Below are 19,900 nucleotides of genomic sequence, written 5' to 3'. Positions count from 1 at the left end.
AATGAGACCGTGACGATCACTGCCCTCAACGACGCGATAGTGGCGGCGGCGCAATCCGCGCTGACAGCCATGCCCTGGCTTTCCGATCTGTCAGTCGCGACGGCCGACTGGGGAATTGGCATCCTGCCCGTCGTTCTCATCGTATTGTGGCTGCGCGGCGGGCCAGCGGGCAGACAGACGGCGATTACGGCGACGCTGGCGGCGGGTGTCGCACTGGCAATCGCCGGCGCCATCTCGTTCCTGTTCTACTTTCCCCGGCCTTTTGCGATCGGGCTCGCCCCCAATCTCCTCGCGCATGTCGCCGACAGTTCGCTTCCGAGCGACCACGCGGCGGTGATGAGTGCGGTGGCGATCGCTCTCCTGTTCGCCGCTCGCCGCTTGTTGGGGGTTTTGGTCGCCGTCGCCACGCTCGCGGTCGGCGCCGCCCGGGTTGCGCTCGGCGTGCATTTTCCCAGCGATATCCTTGCCGGAATCCTCGTCGGAGGGGCGGCGGCGGCGGCTTTTCAGTTCAAGCCTTGCAACGACTTCGCCAGCTTCACCCGACGTCTCGCCGAGGCGCTTTACGCCGCGCTCGGCATCGAGGTGCTGGCGACGCGCCTTCACCTTCAAAAACAACAGGAGAACATCCGATGACCCACAATTCCGCGTTCGTCAGAACCGCGCTGTGGACGGTGATTGCCGCAACCGCACTCGTCGCTCCGGCAAAGGTCTTTGCCCAATCCAGTCCTGCTACCCAACGCGAGACGGCCGTGGCGTCGGAAATCAATCCTCCCGGCGATATTCCCGACGATCAGGTCTTTATCACCTACAAGTCTCCGAGCGGGTTCTCGATGCAGGTTCCGGAGGGCTGGTCACGCAGCGACGCAGCGGACGGTGTCAGCTTCGCGGACAAATACGGTCGCATCGCCATCGACGTGACGAAGGCATCCGAAATGCCGACCTCCGCAAGTGTCAAGCAGAAGGAGGCCGCCGACCTCGTCGCCGGGGGCCACGCTGTCGATGTCAGGAACATTCGCACGATGCCGTTGCCGGCGGGGGAGGCGGTCGCGGTCGATTACCTGTCGAATTCCGCGGTGAACCCGGTCACCGACCGTAAGATCCGCCTTGAGAACCGCCGCATCTACTTTTTCAAAGACGGCAAGGAAGCGGTCCTGACATTGTCCGCGCCCGCCGGCGCCGACAATGTCGACCAGTGGAAAATGATGGCCGAGTCGTTCCGGTGGTCGTCGTGACGCTTCTCGATGCGGAGGACCTGTTCCGCTTCTATCACATCGGCGATACGGAGATTCGCGCGCTGAAGGGCGTCAGCCTCGATGTGAGCGCCGGCGAGATCGTCGCCCTGACCGGCCCCTCGGGGAGTGGCAAGTCGACGCTTCTTTCGTGTCTATGCGGCCTCGATGAACCCGACGGCGGGACGGTCGATATCGGGGGGCGGCGGATGACCCGACGGCCGGAAGCGGAAAAAGCGGTGATCCGTGCCTCCACGCTCGGGATTCTCGCTCAGCGCGACAATCTGTTCCCGCATCTGACCGTCGCCGAAAATATCGCTTTCGCGTTGTGCCACCGAAGCGGCGGCGATCCCGTCGATATAGAGCAGATGCTTCACTCCGTCGGCTTGAGTGATCGCGCCCACGCCTATCCAGCCACGCTGTCGGGCGGTGAAATCGCCCGGGCGGGCTTGGCTGTCGCCCTGGCACTCGACGCGCCCCTGATCGTCGCGGACGAGCCGACCGCGGAAGTCGACGAGGCAACCGAGCGGATGATCCTCGCCATTCTGGTCGACAGAAGCCGGAAGGGGAAGGGAGCTTTGATCGCGACCCACAGCCGCGCCGTCGCGGCGATCGCCACGCGGACCCTGCATCTTCGGGACGGGCATCTCGTCGAAGGACCCTTCGTTGAAACCCTCGACGATGCCGAGCGTCTGTTTGAACGCACGGCTCATCCCGTGCTTCGCAACGATCGCGAGGCGCTGATCGAAGCGCGGGGTCTGGGCCGGAATTATGATCTGGGCGCTCTCTCGGTTCATGCGGTGGAAAATGCGGACATCGCCGTACGGCAGGGCGACCGCATCGCCGTCACGGGGCCGTCGGGAAGTGGCAAGTCCACACTGCTGAAAATGCTGGCCGGCATCGTGCGGCCGTCGTCGGGCCTCTTGTCGTGGTTCGGTACAGAGACCGCCACGGAGCTCCGTCCTGGCCGGATCGGAGTCGTGTTCCAGGAACCGAGCCTGATCCCGTCGCTGACCGTGCGGGAAAACGTGGCATTGCCGCTGCAATTGGCGGCCCGTTCACCTCAAGGTCGGGCGCATATGAGCGCTGACGAAGCCCTGGCGTTGCTGTCGCTTGCGGACCTGGCCGACAAGTTGCCGGACGAGCTCTCCGGCGGTCAGATGCAGCGTGTCGCCTTCGCCAGGGCCCTTGTCACCAATCCCGAGATCATCCTCGCCGACGAGCCGACCGGGCAGCTCGACCAGCCGACCGGACGAGCAGTGATGAAGGCGGTCCTCGATGCCCTCGGTGAGAACGAGACCGCGCTCCTGCTCACCACCCATGATGAGCGGTTAGCGGCGACCATGGCGACACAATTGCGCATGGACCACGGTCGGCTGGCCGAGGCCGCCTGAAAGGATTTCCATCATGTTCGGTCTTTGGATCAAAGGCATTTTCAAGCGTCGCGCCGTCCAGATCGTGCTGGCCTATTCCGGTGTCGCGATCGCCGTTGCGCTGATCGCGCTCATCGGCGTGTTCTCGGTGATCAGCGCGTCGACGATGACGCAGCGCGCCGTCGCGCAAGTCGTCGTCGACTGGCAGGTGCAGCCCAAGCCCGGCGCGGACTCCGGTGCGATCAAGACCGCGCTCGAGGCGCTGCCTTCCATCCGCGCAGTCAGTCAGGTCGATTATGCGGACATGCGGGCGCTCCAGGCAACCACCGGCGGGACTGTCCAGACCACGGGGGCCGCGAAGGTTCTCGGCATCGATGCCGGTTACCGGTCTGCTTTCCCGGAACAGATGCGGCTTCTCCTCGGCAGCCTGGATGGCCCGGTGCTGGCGCAGCAGACCGCAGCGAATCTTCATGCCGGCATCGGCGACAGCATCCAGATCCTTCGGCGTGACGGCGCAACAAGCACGATCACCGTCGCCGGCATCGTCGAACTTCCCAATGCCGATGCCTTGTTCCAGTCGATCAGAGCGCCGGCCGGCGCCGGGCCGACGGCGCCCCCGGACAACGTCGTCATTCTGCCGGCGACGCAATGGTCGACGCTCTTCGCCGCTGATACGTCCCGGACGGTCCAGTTTCACGCCGCGTTTACCCGCGCCGCGCTGGCGAGCTATCCCGACACGGCCTTCATCGAGGAGGCGCGTCAGGTTCGAAACTTCGAGGCGTCCGTCGCCGGACAGGCTCTCGTCGGTGACAATCTCGGCGCCCGCCTCGATGCGGTTCGCGGCGACGCGATCTACGCCCGGGTTATCTTCCTGTTTCTCGGTCTGCCGGCGGCTGTGCTCGCCATCTTGCTGACCGTTTCGCTGCTCCTGGCCGACCGCGATCGCAAGAGCCGGAATGAAGCGCTGCTGCGGATACGCGGCTTCGATCGCTCGACGATACTGCGCCTGATCGCCTCCGAAGAAGCCATCGGAGCGGCTGGGGCCGCTATCGTTGGCTCACTGGCGGCGTTGATCCTGTCCGCCCTGCAATTCGGGACGGCCTCGCTGTCGTCGTCGGCACTTATGTGGATCGCCCTGTCAGGCATCGGCGGATTCGCCGTCGCGCTTCTCTGCGGCGTCCTGCCGGCGCTTCGGCGGTTGCGCGGGGAGACGGTGCTGCGCGGACGGACATCCATGAGCCGTAACAGCGACCCGCTGTGGCAGCGGCTTTGGCTCGATCTCATCTTCCTGGCCGGGGCCGCGGTGATCTTCCTGCAGTCGGCCAGTTCCAACTATCAGGTCGTGCTGGCGCCCGAGGGTGTGACCGCGACCGCCGTCGACTACACCGCCTTCCTGTCGCCGCTGTTGTTCTGGGTCGGCAGCGTGCTGCTGACGATCCGGCTGGCCTCCTGGTGGATCGGTCGTTCCGCCAAGACCCTGGAAGCGACGGCAACCCGTATCGGCCTGGCCAAGGCCACGGCGCCGAGCGTCGCTGCCGGCCTGTCACGGCAGCATCGGCGGATCGCCGGCGGCATCGCGCTGGTGTCTCTAGCCTTCTCCTTCGCTGTCGCCGCGTCCATCTTCAACCTGACCTACAACGGCCAGACGCGCGTCGACGCGATGCTGACCAACGGCGCTGACGTAACCGTCACCGGCTCCACCGCGACGCCGGTTGGTCCTGTTGTCCAGACGATTCAAGCGATGCCGGGCGTGGTGGCCGCCGTCCCGATGCAGCATCGCTTTGCCTATGTCGGCAACGACCTCCAGGATATCTACGGCATCGATCCGACACAGATCGGCAAGGCGACGGCAGTCGAGGACGCCTATTTCGCCAACAAAAATGCAGCGGCGACGCTGAAAGCGCTGGAAACGAATCCAGACGGCGTGCTGGTCTCCCAGGAGACCGTCAACGATTTCCAGCTGGCAATCGGCGACCCGATCAAGTTGCGGCTTCAAAATGCCAAAACGCACCAATACGAGGCGATCTCGTTCAAGTTCGTCGGCGTGGCGCTGGAATTTCCGACCGCGCCGAAGGATTCCTTCCTCGTCGCCAATGCCAGCTACCTCGCGACGCAGACAGGCTCGCCGGCGCATGAGCTCTTGCTTGTTCGTTCGCTCGGCGACCCGAAAGCCTTGGCTGCGGCGATCCGCCAGGACCTTGGCTCGACGTCGGGCTATACGGTCACCGATCTGGAATCCGCCTTCCACATCATTGCCTCGAGCCTGACAGCCGTCGATCTCGGACGGCTCACCACGGTCGAAATCGCCTTCGCGGTCGTCCTGCTGGCCGCCGCGACCGGCCTGATGCTGTTCCTCGGCTTTGCCGAGCGCAAACGCACCGCCGAAATTCTCGCCGCTCTTGGGGCTTCCAGCGCCGAAATCGGCGGCTTCCTGTGGAGCGAGGCGTTGCTGATCCTGGTGCCGGGCGCGGTTATCGGCTCGCTGATCGGCGTCGTGGCCGCCGACATGCTGGTGAAGCTCTTGTCCGGCATCTTCGATCCGCCGCCGGATGCGCTCTCCTATCCGCTGATCCAGCTGATCGGCTTCGCTTTGGTCGGTGTTGTGGCGACGGTGGCGGCCGTTCAGATCGCCCGACTGCGGCTGGCGCGGGAGGTTGACGCCTAGCATGGATGTATTTCAACGCACCCCGGACTTTCCGCTTTCCAGGCAAGCCGCCCAGGACGTTTCAGACCCCGATGCCTCGACATCCACGGCGACCAACCAATCTGCGTCGACGGTGGCGCGGGAAGTCGGAACCGGCAGGGCCTTCGCTCTTGTGAGCATCGTCGTTCCGGCACGCAACGAGGCGGCAAATCTTGCCGTATTGCTGCGCGAAGTCGAGGCTGCTCTCGCCGCCCGCGCCCATGAGATCGTGGTCGTCGACGACGGCTCGACCGACGCGACGGCGGAAACCTTGGCGGGTCTTTTGGCTGAGGGCATCCCGCTTCGTCATATCCGCCACGATCGCTCGGCTGGACAGAGCCGGGCCATTCGCAGTGGCGTTCTTGCCGCAAGCGGTGATCNTTCGTCATATCCGCCACGATCGCTCGGCTGGACAGAGCCGGGCCATTCGCAGTGGCGTTCTTGCCGCAAGCGGTGATCTCGTCGTCACCATCGATGGCGACGGTCAGAACGATCCCGCCTTCATTCCAGCGCTCGTTGACGCGCTGGAATCGACTGGGCCAACGGTCGGCCTTGCCGCCGGCCAGCGCACGGGCCGCACCGACACCAGGGTCAAGCAGCTTTCCTCGCGCTTCGCCAATGGCCTTCGCACCGCGATCCTGAAGGACGCGACCCGCGACACCGGTTGCGGATTGAAGGCAATACCCACCGAACTGTTCCGCCGGTTGCCCTATTTCGATGGCTGGCACCGCTATCTTCCGGCGCTCGTGCTGCGGGAGGGACTGACTGTCGTGCATATCGACGTCAAGGATCGCCAGCGCCGCTTCGGTCGCTCCAATTACGGCATTTTCGATCGCGGTCTTCGCGGAATTCTCGATCTTTTCGGGGTCTGGTGGCTGCGTAAGCGGGCGCTGGTGCGGCCAGATGTCAGCGAAATCATCCCGGATCAACCGCTATGAACGACCTTATCACCTATCTCCGCCATGTCTTCGTCGACCAGTTCGACGTCTGGGTCGCGCTCGGCTTCGTCGCCCAATTGATGTTCACCGGCCGCTTCGTGGTCCAGTGGCTTGCCTCCGAGCGAGCCCGGCGAAGCGTGATCCCCGTCGCCTTCTGGATATTTTCCCTGGCAGGCGGGTCGTTGCTGCTGGTCTATGCGATCCAGCGGCGCGACCCGGTGTTCATCTTGGGACAGGCGGCGGGCCTGTTCGTCTATACACGCAATCTCGTCCTGATCTGGGGCGAGCGGAAGCGGGCCTCACCGGAGTTCGATTTGGCGGCCCCTTGAAACGGTGAGTGCAGCCATCGACTGCATTCCATTTCGGCCAAATAATCGGTGGTTGAGTCAGGCACCGACGCCGAGGAATTGATGAGGTGTTCGTACATGCAGCGCGTCAATCTTCCCGCGCTTCTCGGTGAGGCTTTGGCTGAACTCCGCGTCGACCCGGACGACGTCCATTATCTTGTCGACCTTGGTCGTCCGGTCGCGCCGCGGCTGTTCCCAAGGTGGCAAAGCCCAGTCTTCTTCATCTACTCCATTCTGGTACGCATCCTCGACTGATGATCCTTCGATTTCGGGAGCAGACCAGTGGGTGGGCGCGGTGATCGGGGCGCTGACCATTGCAAACTGTAGCGCCGGTCGATCACTCAAAGAAGCTGACGTTCCTTCCAGACAAAATTGCTCCGAGACTTGACCGACCGCATGAAGTCGGCCCATCAGTCGCGGCGAATGCAGATAGTGCCACAGCCCAATGCCGCACCGTGTTCTGCGCAATAGGAGCTGCGAGATGGCGCGAAAAATTCGGGACGCGAGTTGGCTTGAGAACGAGGCAACCGATGCCGAGCCTCCGGAACCGTGCTGGCTATGCGGCCGATTGCTGGGTGAGACCGTGGACCGCTTCCACCCGATCCCCAAAAGCCGGGGTGGCCGTGACACCGTTCTTGTCCATCCCATCTGCCGGGAGACCATCGACGCCAATTTCACGGCGAGCGAACTGGTCCGCCACGCAGAAAGCGGGACGCCCCTCACGGATAACCAGACGGTCGCACGCTTCGTAAAATGGGTCGCCAAGAAGCCTGCCGACTTTCACTCTGCGACCAAGTAGGGTCGTCAGCCGAACGTCGGCTTCGCCACCTCTTCTACCGGAGATAGGACCGTCCGATTCTGGCCCTGCTACGCCGTAAGTGCCCCTATCATTCCTCTTCTACCAGCGATGACCCGCACGCACCGTCCGGCAAGTGCGCCGCACGGTGTCAAGGCCTCGGTCTACATGGAGCCGTCGATCTTCTGTGAGACTTCGGCGAAGAGATTGCTGATCGTTGCGCGGGTAAAGACCTTTCCCCACCAAGACCGAGGCTGAAGAGTCATCCCGGGAGGGGTGGCGGCCGCGGATTGGGTGCCTCCATGAAGGTGTGTGGCCGGAGCCAAGCCTGCCCGGGTTTCGCTGTTCCTTTTGATCGCCTTTTTCCGCCGTCGGGCGCTCAGCTCCTTGCTGCTGAGGCTCACCCCGTCGAAGGCAGAAAGCTGCCAAAGAGCGGAGTGAGCCACCTTCATGCGAAATCGAGCCATCCTTTACGACGTAGAGCCAGATTCGGTGACGCGTCAGGGCGACATTTTTTCGATTGAGTGCCTTCAGCTACACCCGCTCGTCGAGCCGCAGGTGTCGCATTTCAGGCAGGTGCCGTTGCGGACCATCGAGTAGTTGCCGCACTCCGAGCAGCTGTCGCCGGTGTAGCCCTTCATCATCGCCATGGCGCGACGCTCGGCGCTGGTCGCCTTCGCGCTGGCATCGGCCGAGACGTTGGCCGCGTCCCGGTCGCTGGCCGGGAAAGCCAGCGGCTGGTCAAACAGCCCCTGGGCCGGCGTGACGTCGCCGGTCAGGGCGGGGGCGGCGACCGGGGCCTCTTCGTAGTCGCGCTTGAAGGCGACGGCCGCGGCCGTTGCAGGCGTCGCCGAAACCGCGGCCACGACACTGCCACCGCGAGTGGAGACCGCCGTGGCCGCGACGCTGCCGCCGGGGCCGCTGGTGTTGGCGGCGGCGCGGGCCGAGGCCTTCACCACCGCCGCGCCTTTCGCGGGTTCGCTGCCGCCGCGATCGCCGGGGCCGGTGAGGGTGCCGCCGGCCGGCGATCCCGCCAGCGCGCCGGCCGGATCGTTCGAGACCAGCCGGAACTTCGCGGTTTGGCCGCGTACCATGCCGTGCGAGACCGGCGAAATCGGCTGCGGCTTGTCGCCTTCGACGCCGCGGCCGAGGCCGGAGGCGCCGAACTCCTCCGGCTGGACATGGGCGAGATCGTGTCGGCCGAGATAGGAGACGGCGAGTTCCCGGAAAATGTAGTCGAGGATACTCGTGGCGTTCTTGATCGCCTCGTTGCCCTGGACCATGCCGGCCGGCTCGAATCTCGTGAAGGTGAACGCCTCGACATACTCTTCGAGCGGCACGCCGAACTGCAGGCCGAGCGAAATGGCGATGGCGAAATTGTTCATCATCGCGCGGAAGGCTGCGCCCTCCTTGTGCATGTCGATGAAGATCTCGCCGATGCGCCCGTCGTCGAATTCGCCGGTGCGAAGATAGACTTTGTGGCCGCCGACGATGGCCTTCTGGGTGTAGCCCTTGCGCCGGTTCGGGAGTTTTTCGCGGTCGCGCACCACGCGCTCGACGATGCGCTCGACGATGCGTTCGGCGACTTCGGCCGCGCGGGCCGGGGCGGGGGCGGCGATCAGCGCCGCCGTCGCCTCCTCGATGTCCTCGTCCTCGTCGTCATCGGCGATCAGCGAGGCGTTGAGCGGTTGCGAGAGCTTGGAGCCATCGCGATAGAGCGCGTTGGCCTTCAGCGCCAGCTTCCACGACAGCATGTAGGCGGCGTTGCAATCCTCGACCGTCGCCTCGTTCGGCATGTTGATGGTCTTGGAGATCGCGCCGGAGATGAACGGCTGCGCCGCCGCCATCATGTGGATGTGCGACGCGACCGACAGATAGCGCTTGCCGATCCGCCCGCAGGGATTGGCGCAGTCGAATACCGGCAGGTGCTCGTCCTTCAGGAACGGCGCGCCTTCCAGCGTCATCGCCCCGCAGACATGGACGTTGGCTGCATCAATGTCCTTCCGCGAAAAGCCGAGGAAGGACAGGAGCTCGAAGGAGAAGTCATTGAGTTGGGCGTCGGTGAGGCCGAGCGTCTCCTTGCAGAATTTTTCGCCGAGCGTGAACTTGTTGAACACGAACTTGATGTCGAAGGCTTGGCCGAGCGCCGCGTTGAGCGCCGCGATCTCAGCCTCGCCGAAGCCCTTGGCGGCGAGCGAGCCGGGATTGATCGCCGGAGCCTGGTCGAGATTGCCGTGGCCGACGGCGTAGGCCTCGATCTCGGCGATCTCGTGCGGGGCATAGCCGAGCGAGGTGAGGGCTTCCGGTACGGCGCGGTTGATGATCTTGAAATAGCCGCCGCCGGCGAGCTTCTTGAACTTCACCAGCGCGAAATCGGGCTCGATGCCGGTGGTGTCGCAGTCCATCACAAGGCCGATCGTGCCGGTGGGCGCGATCACCGAGACCTGGGCGTTACGGTAACCGTTCTCCGAGCCGAGTTCGACCGCCTCGGCCCAAGCCGCCTTGGCGCGGCCGGAGAGGCGCTTGTCGGTCAGCGAAGCGTGGTCGAGCGGCACCGGGTCGACCGACAGCGTTTCGTAACCGTCGGCAAGGCCGTGAGCGGCGCGGGCATGATTGCGCATGACGCGCAGCATGGCGTCGGCGTTACGCTCGTAGTCGGGGAAGGCGCCGAGATGACCGGCCATTTCGGCCGAGGTCCGGTAGGCGACGCCGGTCATCAGCGCCGAAATGGCGCCGCAGATCGACCGACCCTCGTCGGAATCATACGGAATGCCGGCGGTCATCAGCAGGCCGCCGATATTGGCGAAGCCGAGGCCAAGCGTGCGGTAGTCGTAGGAGAGCTGGGCGATCTCCTTCGACGGGAACTGCGCCATCATGACCGAAATTTCCAGGACGATCGTCCACAGTCGTGTGGCGTGCTCGAAGGCGGCGGTGTCGAAGCGCTTGATGCCGTCCGGCCCGTCCAGCCCTTCCTCACGGAATTGGATGAGGTTGAGCGAGGCGAGATTGCAGGCCGTGTCGTCGAGGAACATGTATTCCGAGCACGGGTTCGACGCGCGGATCGGGCCGGCTGCCGGGCAGGTGTGCCAGTCGTTCATCGTGGTGTTGAAGTGCAGGCCCGGATCCGCAGAGGCCCAGGCGGCATAGCCGATCTGCTCCCAAAGTTCGCGGGCCTTGAGGGTCTTCGATACCTTGCCGTCGGTGCGGCGGATGAGATCCCAGTTCCCATCCTCCTCGACCGCGCGTAAAAAGTCGTCCTTGAGCGAGACGGAATTGTTGGAGTTCTGACCGGAGACGGTGAGATAGGCCTCCGAATCCCAGTCGGTGTCGAAGACCGGGAATTCGAGGTCGGTATAGCCCTGGCGCGCGAACTGGATGATGCGCTTGGCGTAGTTCTCCGGCACCTGGGCGCGCTTGGCGTCCTTGACGGCGCGCTTCAGCGCCGGGTTCTTCATTGGGTCGAAGCAGTCGCCCTCCGGCCCTTCGCAATTGACGCAGGCCGACAGGATCGCCTTGAGGTGCTTGGAGACCGTCTTGGAGCCGGTGACGAGGGCGGCGACCTTCTCCTCCTCGCGCACCTTCCAGGAAATATACTTCTCGATGTCCGGATGGTCGATATCGACGACGACCATCTTGGCGGCGCGCCGGGTGGTGCCGCCGGACTTGATCGCGCCGGCTGCCCGGTCGCCGATCTTGAGGAAGCTCATCAGGCCGGACGACTTGCCGCCGCCGGCCAGCGTTTCGCCTTCGCCGCGCAGATAGGAGAAGTTGGAGCCGGTGCCCGAGCCGTATTTGAACAGCCGCGCCTCGCGCACCCACAGATCCATGATACCGCCGTCATTGACGAGATCGTCGGCGACGGACTGGATGAAGCAGGCGTGCGGTTGCGGGTGCTCGTAGGACGAGGTCGAGCGGGTCAGTTCGCCGGAGCGGTAGTCGACGTAATAATGGCCCTGGCCCGGGCCATCGATGCCGTAGGCCCAGTGGAGGCCGGTGTTGAACCATTGCGGCGAATTGGGCGCGACCTTCTGGGTGGCGAGCATATAGGCGAGCTCGTCGCGGAACGCGGCCGCGTCCTTTTCCGACGCGAAATAGCCGCCCTTCCAGCCCCAATAGGTCCAGGTGCCGGCGAGCCGGTCGAAGACCTGCCGGGCGTCCATTTCCGAGCCGGTGCGCTCGTCCTCGGGCAGCTTGGCGAGCGCGGCCTCGTCCGCGACAGAGCGCCACAGGAAGGAGGGGACGTCGTTTTCCTCGACCTTCTTCAGCCGGGCCGGCACGCCAGCTTTGCGGAAATACTTCTGCGCCAGAATGTCGGACGCCACCTGGCTGAACTGCGCCGGCACGTCGATGTCGGCGAGGCGGAAGACCACCGAACCGTCCGGGTTGCGGATCTCGCTGGTCGCCTTGCGAAACGTGATCGCGTCATACGCGTTCTTGCCGGCCTCGGTGTATCGGCGATCGATCTTCATGCCCATGACGGTCCCATCCTCGTCTAAAATTTTCTTGCCGCAAAGAATCGCCCGCCAGCGAAGTTCCCCCTCCGCCCGGTGCGTATCCCCCAATTGTCGTGAATCGCCCATCTTGTGCGAGGGCCGTTCAGCGACACTAGATATAGTGTATTTGAGGTGGTTAAGCGACCCTTAATTCTGGGTCACACCGATTTGTCGTGATCGGATTTCCGCTTTTTTTCGCCCTGTGGGCGGAAGGACACGGCCTGCGTTATGCCCTCATAAGGCGGGCCAGCATCGACGATACAAGGCTAGAGTGAGTCCGGCCGGATGGTCAACGGGCTTCGGGATCGCCACGCGATTATCGCCGGTCGGTAGCCGCCGTCACGAGGATAGCGGGGATAAGTCTCGCCTTCCGCTTTCGCCTGTAGCAGAAGGGCCGAATCGGATCTGTGTCTTGCGACTGTGGTCAAAATGCCGCATCTACGGGCGGTCTTGTGAAGACCGCGTTGGTTTTCGGGCGGCGTACCGTCCGATTTGAAGACGATAGCGTTCATTGCGTCGAGGAATATTGTGGTCATGACGAATCTGGTGGGCGCAACGACTGACGAGGGGCGTCGATTGGAAGCCATTGTGGAACCACACAGCGACTCGCGTATCAGGTTGACCGCGGCCGACCTCTTGGACACCGAGCCGGAGGTCGCCTTCGATCGAATCACACGGCTGGCCGCGCGCATCATCGGCGTGCCGGTATCGCTGGTCTCGATCCTCGACACCGACCGGCAATTCTTCAAAAGTCAGGTGGGCCTTCCCGACATCTGGGCCGAGCGGCGCGAGACCCCGCTCAGCCATTCCTTCTGCCAGTATGTTGTCGCCAGCGGCGAACCTTTGGTCGTCGACGATGCGCGGTCGCATCCGCTGGTGCGCGGAAACCTCGCCATCGATGATCTTGGCGTGGAAGCCTATCTCGGTGTGCCGATTCGCACCCCTGATGGAGCTGTTATCGGCTCGCTTTGCGCGATCGATCATGCGCCGCGCCACTGGACGTCAGAGGATCGGCGGGCGATCGAGGATCTGGTGTCGATGCTCGGGACGGAGCTGGTGCTGCGCGAGGAGGTGCGGTTCCGCCGCGAGGCGGAGGAGCAGGCGCAGCTCTTGGCCCGCGAGATGGCCCATCGGGTGAAGAATTCGCTGGCAACGGTTCAGGCGATCGTGTCGTTGTCGCTGCGCTCCAGGCAGCCGGCCGAAGCGATCCGCCCGGTGCTTCTCGAACGCCTCGGCTCACTGGCCAAAACGCAGTCTCTGGTGATGGTGGCCGACTGGAGGGGCGCGTCGTTCGCCGCGATCGTGGCATCGGAAATCGAGCACTATGACGTCGGAACCCGTATTCGCACTGCAGGCCCCGAGGTCTGGATCGCCCCAGGCGATGCGGTGACCATTGGAATGATCCTGCACGAGCTGGCGACGAACGCGGCGAAATACGGCGCCCTGGCGCCGGGCAGGGAAGGGACCATCGATATCGATTGGCAGGAGGCGACGTCGGAAGGCGAGGGACGAAGACTGTGTCTGACCTGGCGCGAGGATGGTCGACCCGGCACATCGGCGGCACCGGAATCCGACGACACCGAGCCCTCAGGTTTCGGCAGCGAGCTTCTCGATAAGCTGATCGTCCGGCAGCTTGCGGGACGGATCGATCGTGACTGGTCAGACCGCGGGCTCGTCTTCACAGCCGACTTCGCCATTTCGGAGCCGATGTCGGCTTAGGTATTCCTCGGTCGATCGATGTCAGCCCTTGGTGGCCTTGCCGATCGGCGCCTGGAAGGTCAGGCCGAGATCCCAGGGAAAGAAAATCCAGGTGTCCTGGCTGACCTCGGTGATGAAGGTGTCGACCAGCGGACGGCCTTTCGGCTTGGCGTAGACGGTCGCGAAATGCGCCTTCGGCAGCATCGCCCGGACAAGCCCGGCGGTCTTGCCGGTATCGGTCAGGTCGTCGACGATCAGAATACCCTCGCCGTCGTCCTCGAGAAGAGCCGGGGAGATCTCCTTGAGGACCTTCAACTCACCCTGCTCGCTGTAGTCGTGATAGGAGGCGATGCAGACCGTATCGATCATCCGCGTGCCGATCTCGCGCGCAATGATCGCCGCCGGCACTAGGCCCCCGCGGGTGATGCAGACGATCGCCTTCCAGTCCGACCGCATTCCGGCGAGCCGCCAGGCCAGTGCCCTGGCATCGCGGTGGAACTGGTCCCAGGAGACGGGGAAGGATTTGTCGACCGTGGACATGATCGCGGCTCTCCGGCTGGCGCGGCAAAGCGGATGCGATAGAGGTATGCGGGAGGCAAGGCAAGGCGGAGGAGCGAAGACACGGACCTTCGCGCGGGCCAGCAGGATAGACGCACCCATGTTCGCTCCTTTGCTGCCGCGGGAGAGTGGCTGCGGAATAGAGCGCGATGACAATGCGACCATGTTGCCGAACTTAATCGTCCTCCGGCTCACATCGCCATGCTGAGGCCGGGTGTCGCCATCTGCCCCATCATGCCGAACTGCATATGATAGGGAAACATGCACATGAACATCCAGGCTCCAGGTTCCGCGATGCGCATGGTCACCTCGAAGCTTTGGCCGGGCAGGACTAGGGAGCGCTCGTAGGGCGCCGCGTGTTCCAGAAGGTTCCAGTCCGCCCGCTCGAGCCGGTAGGCGATCGCCTGCATGTTCGCCATCGGCATGAACATGAACTCATGCGGGATATTGCCGTCGTTGCGGATGTTCAACCGGATGCGCTCACCGGGCTGCACTTCCAGCTGGCTCAGTGAATAGCCCCATTCCCGCATCGATATCTCGACTTTGCGATCGAACGAAGCATCGGCGGCCAGAATGACCAACCCGTCATCGCCTGCGGTTTCCGCTTCTACGTCGTGATTTTCTTCGACTTTTACTCCCATGCCCGGCATGGCGGCCATGCCGTTGTCGGTTGGTTGGGGCGTCTGTTCGGTTGCCATCGCCATCGGCGCATCGGCGGGGGTGGAAGGACTGTCGGCGGTGTCATCGTTCATGCCTGGCATGGCGGCCATGCTATCGTCGATGGGCTGGGTCGTCTGTTCGGTGGCCATCTCCATCGGCGCGTCGACGGGGGCGGCGGCACTGTCAGCGGCGTCATCGTTCATGCCGGGCATGGCGGCCATGCTGCCGTCGGCGGGCTGGGAAGGCTGTTCGGTTGCCATCTCCATCGGCGCGGCGGCAGGGGTGGAGGCGCTGTCGACAGCGTCGTTGTTCATGCCCGGCATAGCGGCCATATCGTTATCGGCGGCCTGCGTCGTTTGCTCCTCGTTCACCGAAGCGGCGCCGTCTTCGGCCATGTCCATGGGCTCGTCGCCGCCCATCTGCATGCCGCCCATTCCTGACATGGTGCCCATCGCCTCCCGCGCGGCGGCAATTCTCACCTCGTCCTCGGCGGGCTCCTCGAAGACGCCATGGCCGACCTCTTCGTTCTCCGACAGGCTTTTGGGATCGGGGAACAGGCCGGCTTCGACATAGCCGATCATCGACGATTTATCGGGTGCGATCTGGAACGCGCCGGGCCCGATTCCCTGTGGGAGCACGAGATAAAGCGCCCCGACCACCGTGACCACACCGAGCAGCGTGAACAATCTGAGGATCATTTCCGGGTCTCCTTATTCGGCCGGAACTGTGGCCGGGTGGATCGGTGCCTCGTCGGCGACGGGCCAGGGATCGCCGACCGCCAACGGGCCGCGCGTGGCGCTCCAGACGATGTTGAAGACGAAGACGAGGAAGCCGAGGCCGATCAGATAGGCCGCGCCGGTCAGCATCATCTGAGCGCCCGTCCACTCGGCCAGCGGCAGGTAGTCGACGACCCAGCGGGGGAAGTAGGCATAGCCGAGCGCATACATCAGCATGACCTTGGCGAAGATTCCGCCTTGCCAGATCCAGAAATGGACGTCAGCGAGCGCCCGATTGTACATACGGCCGGTGAAGTAGGGATACAGGAAATAGACGCCGGCGATCGCCATCTGGCCGGCAAAGCCGAGGAACATGGCGTGGAAATGCGCCGGCACCCAATAGGTATTGTGGATGAAGTCGCTGTCGACCGAAATCTGGGCGTTCAGGAATCCGGTGACGCCACCGATGATCAGAAAGAAAATCGCGCCCATCATGAAGCGGAACGGCGCCGCCGCCATCGCCGAGGACGGAATCCGGTCACTCCAGAGCGTCGCGATCCAGTTGAATACATGCAGCGTGCTGGGAATGAATATCAGCAGTGTAAGCACCTGGGTCGCCCGCTGCAGGAAGCCATGCACGGTGGATGCCGGCTGGAAATGATGCGGGAACACCACGAAGGACAGCACGGCCAGCAACAGGAAGGCGACAACGCCAGAGGTGTAGCTCCACATCGGTCGGCCCAGGAACCGCGGCAGCAGCGTGTAGATGATTGCGATCGCCGGCACCAGCGGCAGGTAGACGGCCGGATGTCCATAGAACCAGAACACGTACATGAAGGTCATCACGTCGCCGCCCCGACCTGGGTCGAACAGCGCGGACGCGCCCAGCCAGTCGGTGAGCAGGACGACCCCGGTCAGGCCCAGAAGAGGCGTCGAGACCATCAAGAGGCTGGCCTCGGATATCATCGCCCAGGCCAGAAGCGGCTTGCGGGTCCAGGGCGCCGGGCAGGCGAGCGCATTGCGCAGCAGCACCATCCCGGCCAGAAATTCCGAGACCGCGACCAGAACCACGGCGACATAACCCATCCAGACCAGCTCACCGCCGACCCGCAGCGACATCGGCGGATAGAGCGTCCAGGTGAAATCGGGTCGGCCGATGATCAAGAGTACCGCCGCGGCGATCAGGGTCCAATAGCTCGCCTGTGCCATCCCGGCCCAGAGAAGCCGGCCCGTGCCGAGAACCTTGGGGATCAGGAAATAGCAGATCGAGATGACGATCGGGATGACGAAGCCGAAGACCATCAGCATGCCGTGTAGCGTCATCAGTGTCATGTAGGGCCGCGCGCCCATGAACTGGATATCCGGGGCCGCCAGTTCCGTGCGGAACGCCAGAGCGAAGGCCCCGCCCAACGCCAGCATCAGGAACGATGTCAGGATGCCCTTGACCGCGATGATTCTGTAATCGTTGGAGAACAGAAAGTCGCGGAGCCCCATCCCGCCGATCAGGTTCTCGGGCTGCCAATGCGGCTTTTCGCCCATACGCTCGATGTCCAGTGCGTTGGCCATGCCGGGTCGCCTCCGTTCAAGCCATGTCGGCGTTTGAGCCGCCGACGACCAGCCATGCCTTCATCTGCGCGTGGCCGACGCCGCAATAATTCACGCACTGGATGAGGTATTTGCCGGGTTTGCTGGGTGTCCAGATCCACACTTCGCGAGCGGCGCCCGGGTCGAATTCAGTGGTCAGGCCGGCGACCGGAACGTTGAAGCCGTGGATCACGTCATTGCTGAGGATGCGGAACAGCACCTTCTGGTCCGGTTCGACGCGCACCGCATTGCGGCTGATCTCGCCGCCCTCTGTCGTGAAGGCGAAGCCCCACTGAAAGGCCAGGACGGTGATCTGCTGATCGAACGCGGCCCGCGCTGCGGGATCGACGATCTGACCGGAAACTCCGCCGTTGCGCAGATCGACCTCATAGGCCTTGTAGGTCGCAGTGCTTCGCTGATCGGCAAAAAACACCAGTCCGACCAGAAGTATGACGAAGCCGATCTCCATCCGGTATTTCATCCGCCAGCGTCGCGGCCAGAACAGCGCGAGAAACAGTGCGGTAATGCCGGCGATGCCCAACGCGAGCGCTATAGCGACCATCAGCGCCTGGTCGCCCATCAAACCCAACGCGTTCTGCATGATCGTCCTCCCACGCCACGGACGACGGGAGTTTCACACCCGATTGCCCTCAAACTCCGTAGCTGACGGACATTTGAGTGCGACAATTTTTCTCGGTCAAGTTAATTTGTGGCAATAATGCGTTGGAATTTCGCCGTAAGCCGGAACGAAGAAGCACTTTTCGCCTCTGCGAATATTTGAAAATGTATAACCTGAGCTCGTGCTTGGTACGGGCGATATGCTCGGGCGGTTGACATAATAATCGTCAAAATAAAATCGACTGGATGGTGTTATGTTTCTGCGTCGTCGCTGCGGAAATGGGTCGCCATCTGAGGCGCGTGGCGGTCGCAGCACAGTGACCTTGCGGGGTCTATCGAGACTACGCGGGCGCCCCTACGCCGCGCCGCCCATCTTGATCTTGAACGGGGAAATCAGCGGGCCTGGAGCACTCCACTTTCCATCTTGCCCAACATCGCCTGGACCGCCGTCGCCGCCGCGTCGAGAGCCGCGCGATCACGTGAGCGGACGACGATTTCGGTCGAATATGTGTTGCCGTCGAATTTGGGGTAGGAGCCGATGGCAACGCCCGGATGCTCCTTCGCCAGTGCACGCAGCGGATCGCCGATGTCGCCTTCGCCGTATGGACAACCGAAAGCGGCGGATTCGATTGCCTGACCGGCCGGTAGGGTGTCGATCACCTGTCCGAGCATCGCCTGAAACACGGCCGGGACACCGGCCATGACGAAGACATTGTCGAGACGAAAGCCGGGCGCGACAGAGACGGGATTGTCGATCAGGCTGGCGCCGTCCGGCGTCCGCGCCATGCGTCGCCGCGCCTCGGTGAACTCCATGCCGCGTTCCGCGTAGTTCTCCGCCAGCCTCCGGAGCGCTTCCGGATGCTCGCCGACCGTCAGGCCGAACGCAGCGCCGACGGCGTCGGCGGTGATGTCGTCATGGGTCGGGCCGATGCCGCCCGAGGTGAAGACGTAGTCGTAGCTGCGGCGCAGCGTGTTGAGCGTGTCGGCGATGATGTGCGGTTCGTCGCCGACGATGCGCACTTCCTTCAGGTCGATTCCGGCGACGGTCAGGACTTCGGCGAGATACCCGATATTGCGGTCCTTGGTCCGCCCCGACAGGAGTTCGTCGCCGATCGCCAGCATTGCGGCGGTGGCGGGTGTGGGCGTCATGGCGGAACTCCGGGCGAACGGCGGGGAGCGAATAAAAAGGGGCACTCCGCGACGATGGCAAGGGTTTGGCCGTCCGATCCCATGAAAACGTTGGCGCAAGCCTGCGTCGCCGTTTCGGTGACGGTGCGTCGCGGCGGCCGGCCGATCTTTCCAATGCCCTTTGCGTTATGCCCTCCCGAGGCCAACGAGCCGACAATTGCTCAATCAACGCGAAGGAGACGAGACATGACGAAGGTCCTGATCCTCTACTATTCCAGCTACGGACATATCGAGACGATGGCCAAGGCCGTCGCGGAGGGCGCGGAAAGCGCCGGCGCCAGCGTCGATATCAAACGTGCGCCCGAGACCGCGCCACAGGAGGTCGTCGAGGCGGCGCATTTCAAGACCGACCATCCGTATCCCGAATGCGATCCGATGGAACTCCTGAACTACGACGCGATCATCGTCGGCGTGCCGACCCGCTACGGCAACATGTGCTCGCAGATGCAGGCGTTCTGGGATCGCACCGGTCCGCTTTGGGCCAAGGGCGCTTTGGTCGGCAAGGTCGGCGGTGCTTTTGCGTCCTCCGCGACACAGCACGGCGGCAACGAGGCGACGCTTCTGTCAGCGCACAAGACGCTGCTTCACCAGGGCCTTGTCATCGTCGGCCTGCCTTATGCCTTTGCCGGGCAGATGAACATGGATGAGATCGTCGGCGGCTCGCCCTATGGCGCGACGACGATCGCCGGAGGCGATGGCTCGCGCATGCCGAGCCAGATCGAGCTCGACGGCGCGCGCTTCCAGGGCAAGCACATCGCCGAGATCGCGGCGAAACTCGCGGCCTGACCGCAAGGTCGAATGTGTCCGGGCAAGGTCCGGTTACAGAGTGGCGGGTGGCGGCGTTGTCGCTGTCCGCCGCTCCGGACCGGCGCTGAAGGATAGCGACATCCTCGCTCGGTGGAAGCTTTAGAGCATCCGGCGAATAATTTGAATCGACGGGTTCCCATTTGATGTTCGGTTTGATTCTCTGTGAGCAGGAGGTGCTCTATGGGAAAGGCTGTTTCATCAGATTTGCGGGA

15 protein-coding genes and 1 pseudogene are annotated in these 19,900 nt (G+C 63.6%); 9 read left to right on the top strand and 7 right to left on the bottom strand.

Going from position 1 to position 19,900, the window contains the following annotated elements; translation table 11 throughout:
- Positions 1-9 precede the first annotated feature (9 nt).
- From VQ045_RS17150 to VQ045_RS17125, 6 genes and pseudogenes are all read left to right on the top strand, one after another.
- Positions 10-633 carry an undecaprenyl-diphosphatase gene (locus tag VQ045_RS17150; protein WP_331830967.1) on the top strand — a complete coding sequence of 208 codons (624 nt, stop codon included), beginning with the start codon at positions 10-12 and terminating at the stop codon, positions 631-633.
- Positions 630-1,232: a hypothetical protein gene (locus tag VQ045_RS17145; RefSeq protein WP_331830966.1), complete on the top strand. Its 603-nt coding sequence runs from the start codon at positions 630-632 to the stop codon at positions 1,230-1,232. Before VQ045_RS17150 ends, VQ045_RS17145 begins: the two co-directional genes overlap by 4 nt.
- Entirely contained in the window at positions 1,229-2,623 is a 1,395-nt protein-coding gene (locus VQ045_RS17140; protein ID WP_327625288.1) for an ABC transporter ATP-binding protein, read from the top strand. The genes VQ045_RS17145 and VQ045_RS17140 overlap by 4 nt, the downstream gene beginning before the upstream one ends.
- A gap of 13 nt (positions 2,624-2,636) precedes the next feature.
- Entirely contained in the window at positions 2,637-5,267 is a 2,631-nt protein-coding gene (locus VQ045_RS17135) for an ABC transporter permease (protein ID WP_331830965.1), read from the top strand.
- A gap of 112 nt (positions 5,268-5,379) precedes the next feature.
- A pseudogene (locus tag VQ045_RS17130) lies at positions 5,380-6,223 on the top strand (glycosyltransferase family 2 protein).
- On the top strand, positions 6,220-6,552 hold the full coding sequence (locus tag VQ045_RS17125) for a lipid-A-disaccharide synthase N-terminal domain-containing protein (RefSeq protein WP_327625284.1): 333 nt from the start codon (positions 6,220-6,222) through the stop codon (positions 6,550-6,552). The pseudogene VQ045_RS17130 and the gene VQ045_RS17125 overlap by 4 nt, the downstream one beginning before the upstream one ends.
- A 57-nt stretch (positions 6,553-6,609) precedes the next feature.
- Here VQ045_RS17125 and VQ045_RS17120 read toward each other — a convergent pair whose 3' ends face one another.
- Positions 6,610-6,981: a hypothetical protein gene (locus tag VQ045_RS17120; RefSeq protein ID WP_331830963.1), complete on the bottom strand. Its 372-nt coding sequence runs from the start codon at positions 6,979-6,981 to the stop codon at positions 6,610-6,612.
- 70 nt (positions 6,982-7,051) lie between these two features.
- Between VQ045_RS17120 and VQ045_RS17115 the strand changes: the two genes are divergently transcribed.
- Entirely contained in the window at positions 7,052-7,369 is a 318-nt protein-coding gene (locus VQ045_RS17115) for a hypothetical protein (protein ID WP_327646377.1), read from the top strand.
- 527 nt (positions 7,370-7,896) lie between these two features.
- Here VQ045_RS17115 and VQ045_RS17110 read toward each other — a convergent pair.
- On the bottom strand, positions 7,897-11,835 hold the full coding sequence (locus VQ045_RS17110) for a vitamin B12-dependent ribonucleotide reductase (protein ID WP_331830975.1): 3,939 nt from the start codon (positions 11,833-11,835) through the stop codon (positions 7,897-7,899).
- Between the two features lie 558 nt (positions 11,836-12,393).
- On the opposite strand from VQ045_RS17110, the gene VQ045_RS17105 reads away from it, so the two are divergent.
- Positions 12,394-13,578 carry a sensor histidine kinase gene (locus VQ045_RS17105; RefSeq protein ID WP_331830962.1) on the top strand — a complete coding sequence of 395 codons (1,185 nt, stop codon included), beginning with the start codon at positions 12,394-12,396 and terminating at the stop codon, positions 13,576-13,578.
- Positions 13,579-13,599: 21 nt separating this feature from the next.
- On the opposite strand, the gene gpt is transcribed toward VQ045_RS17105, so the two are convergent.
- The 5 genes from gpt to VQ045_RS17080 form a co-directional block, all read right to left on the bottom strand.
- On the bottom strand, positions 13,600-14,097 hold the full coding sequence (gpt, locus tag VQ045_RS17100; protein ID WP_327625279.1) for a xanthine phosphoribosyltransferase: 498 nt from the start codon (positions 14,095-14,097) through the stop codon (positions 13,600-13,602).
- A 209-nt stretch (positions 14,098-14,306) separates the two neighbouring features.
- Positions 14,307-15,473, bottom strand: a complete 1,167-nt coding sequence (locus VQ045_RS17095) for a multicopper oxidase domain-containing protein (RefSeq protein ID WP_331830961.1) — start codon at positions 15,471-15,473, stop codon at positions 14,307-14,309.
- A gap of 12 nt (positions 15,474-15,485) precedes the next feature.
- Positions 15,486-17,057, bottom strand: coding sequence for a cytochrome c oxidase subunit I (locus VQ045_RS17090; RefSeq protein ID WP_331830960.1), 1,572 nt, complete (start codon positions 17,055-17,057; stop codon positions 15,486-15,488).
- 16 nt (positions 17,058-17,073) lie between these two features.
- Positions 17,074-17,676, bottom strand: coding sequence for a hypothetical protein (locus VQ045_RS17085; protein WP_331830959.1), 603 nt, complete (start codon positions 17,674-17,676; stop codon positions 17,074-17,076).
- Between the two features lie 410 nt (positions 17,677-18,086).
- Positions 18,087-18,842 carry a competence/damage-inducible protein A gene (locus VQ045_RS17080; RefSeq protein WP_327625275.1) on the bottom strand — a complete coding sequence of 252 codons (756 nt, stop codon included), beginning with the start codon at positions 18,840-18,842 and terminating at the stop codon, positions 18,087-18,089.
- A gap of 225 nt (positions 18,843-19,067) precedes the next feature.
- Here VQ045_RS17080 and wrbA point away from each other — a divergent pair, with 225 nt between their 5' ends.
- Complete coding sequence (gene wrbA, locus VQ045_RS17075; RefSeq protein ID WP_327625274.1) at positions 19,068-19,667, top strand: NAD(P)H:quinone oxidoreductase; 600 nt, start codon at positions 19,068-19,070, stop codon at positions 19,665-19,667.
- Positions 19,668-19,900: the final 233 nt, after the last annotated feature.

This window comes from Aurantimonas sp. E1-2-R+4 (assembly GCF_036549515.1).
Classification (GTDB): domain Bacteria; phylum Pseudomonadota; class Alphaproteobacteria; order Rhizobiales; family Rhizobiaceae; genus Aurantimonas; species Aurantimonas coralicida_A.
Note: the sequence above shows the minus strand (reverse complement) of the source record. Positions and strands in the feature narration are given on the sequence as shown.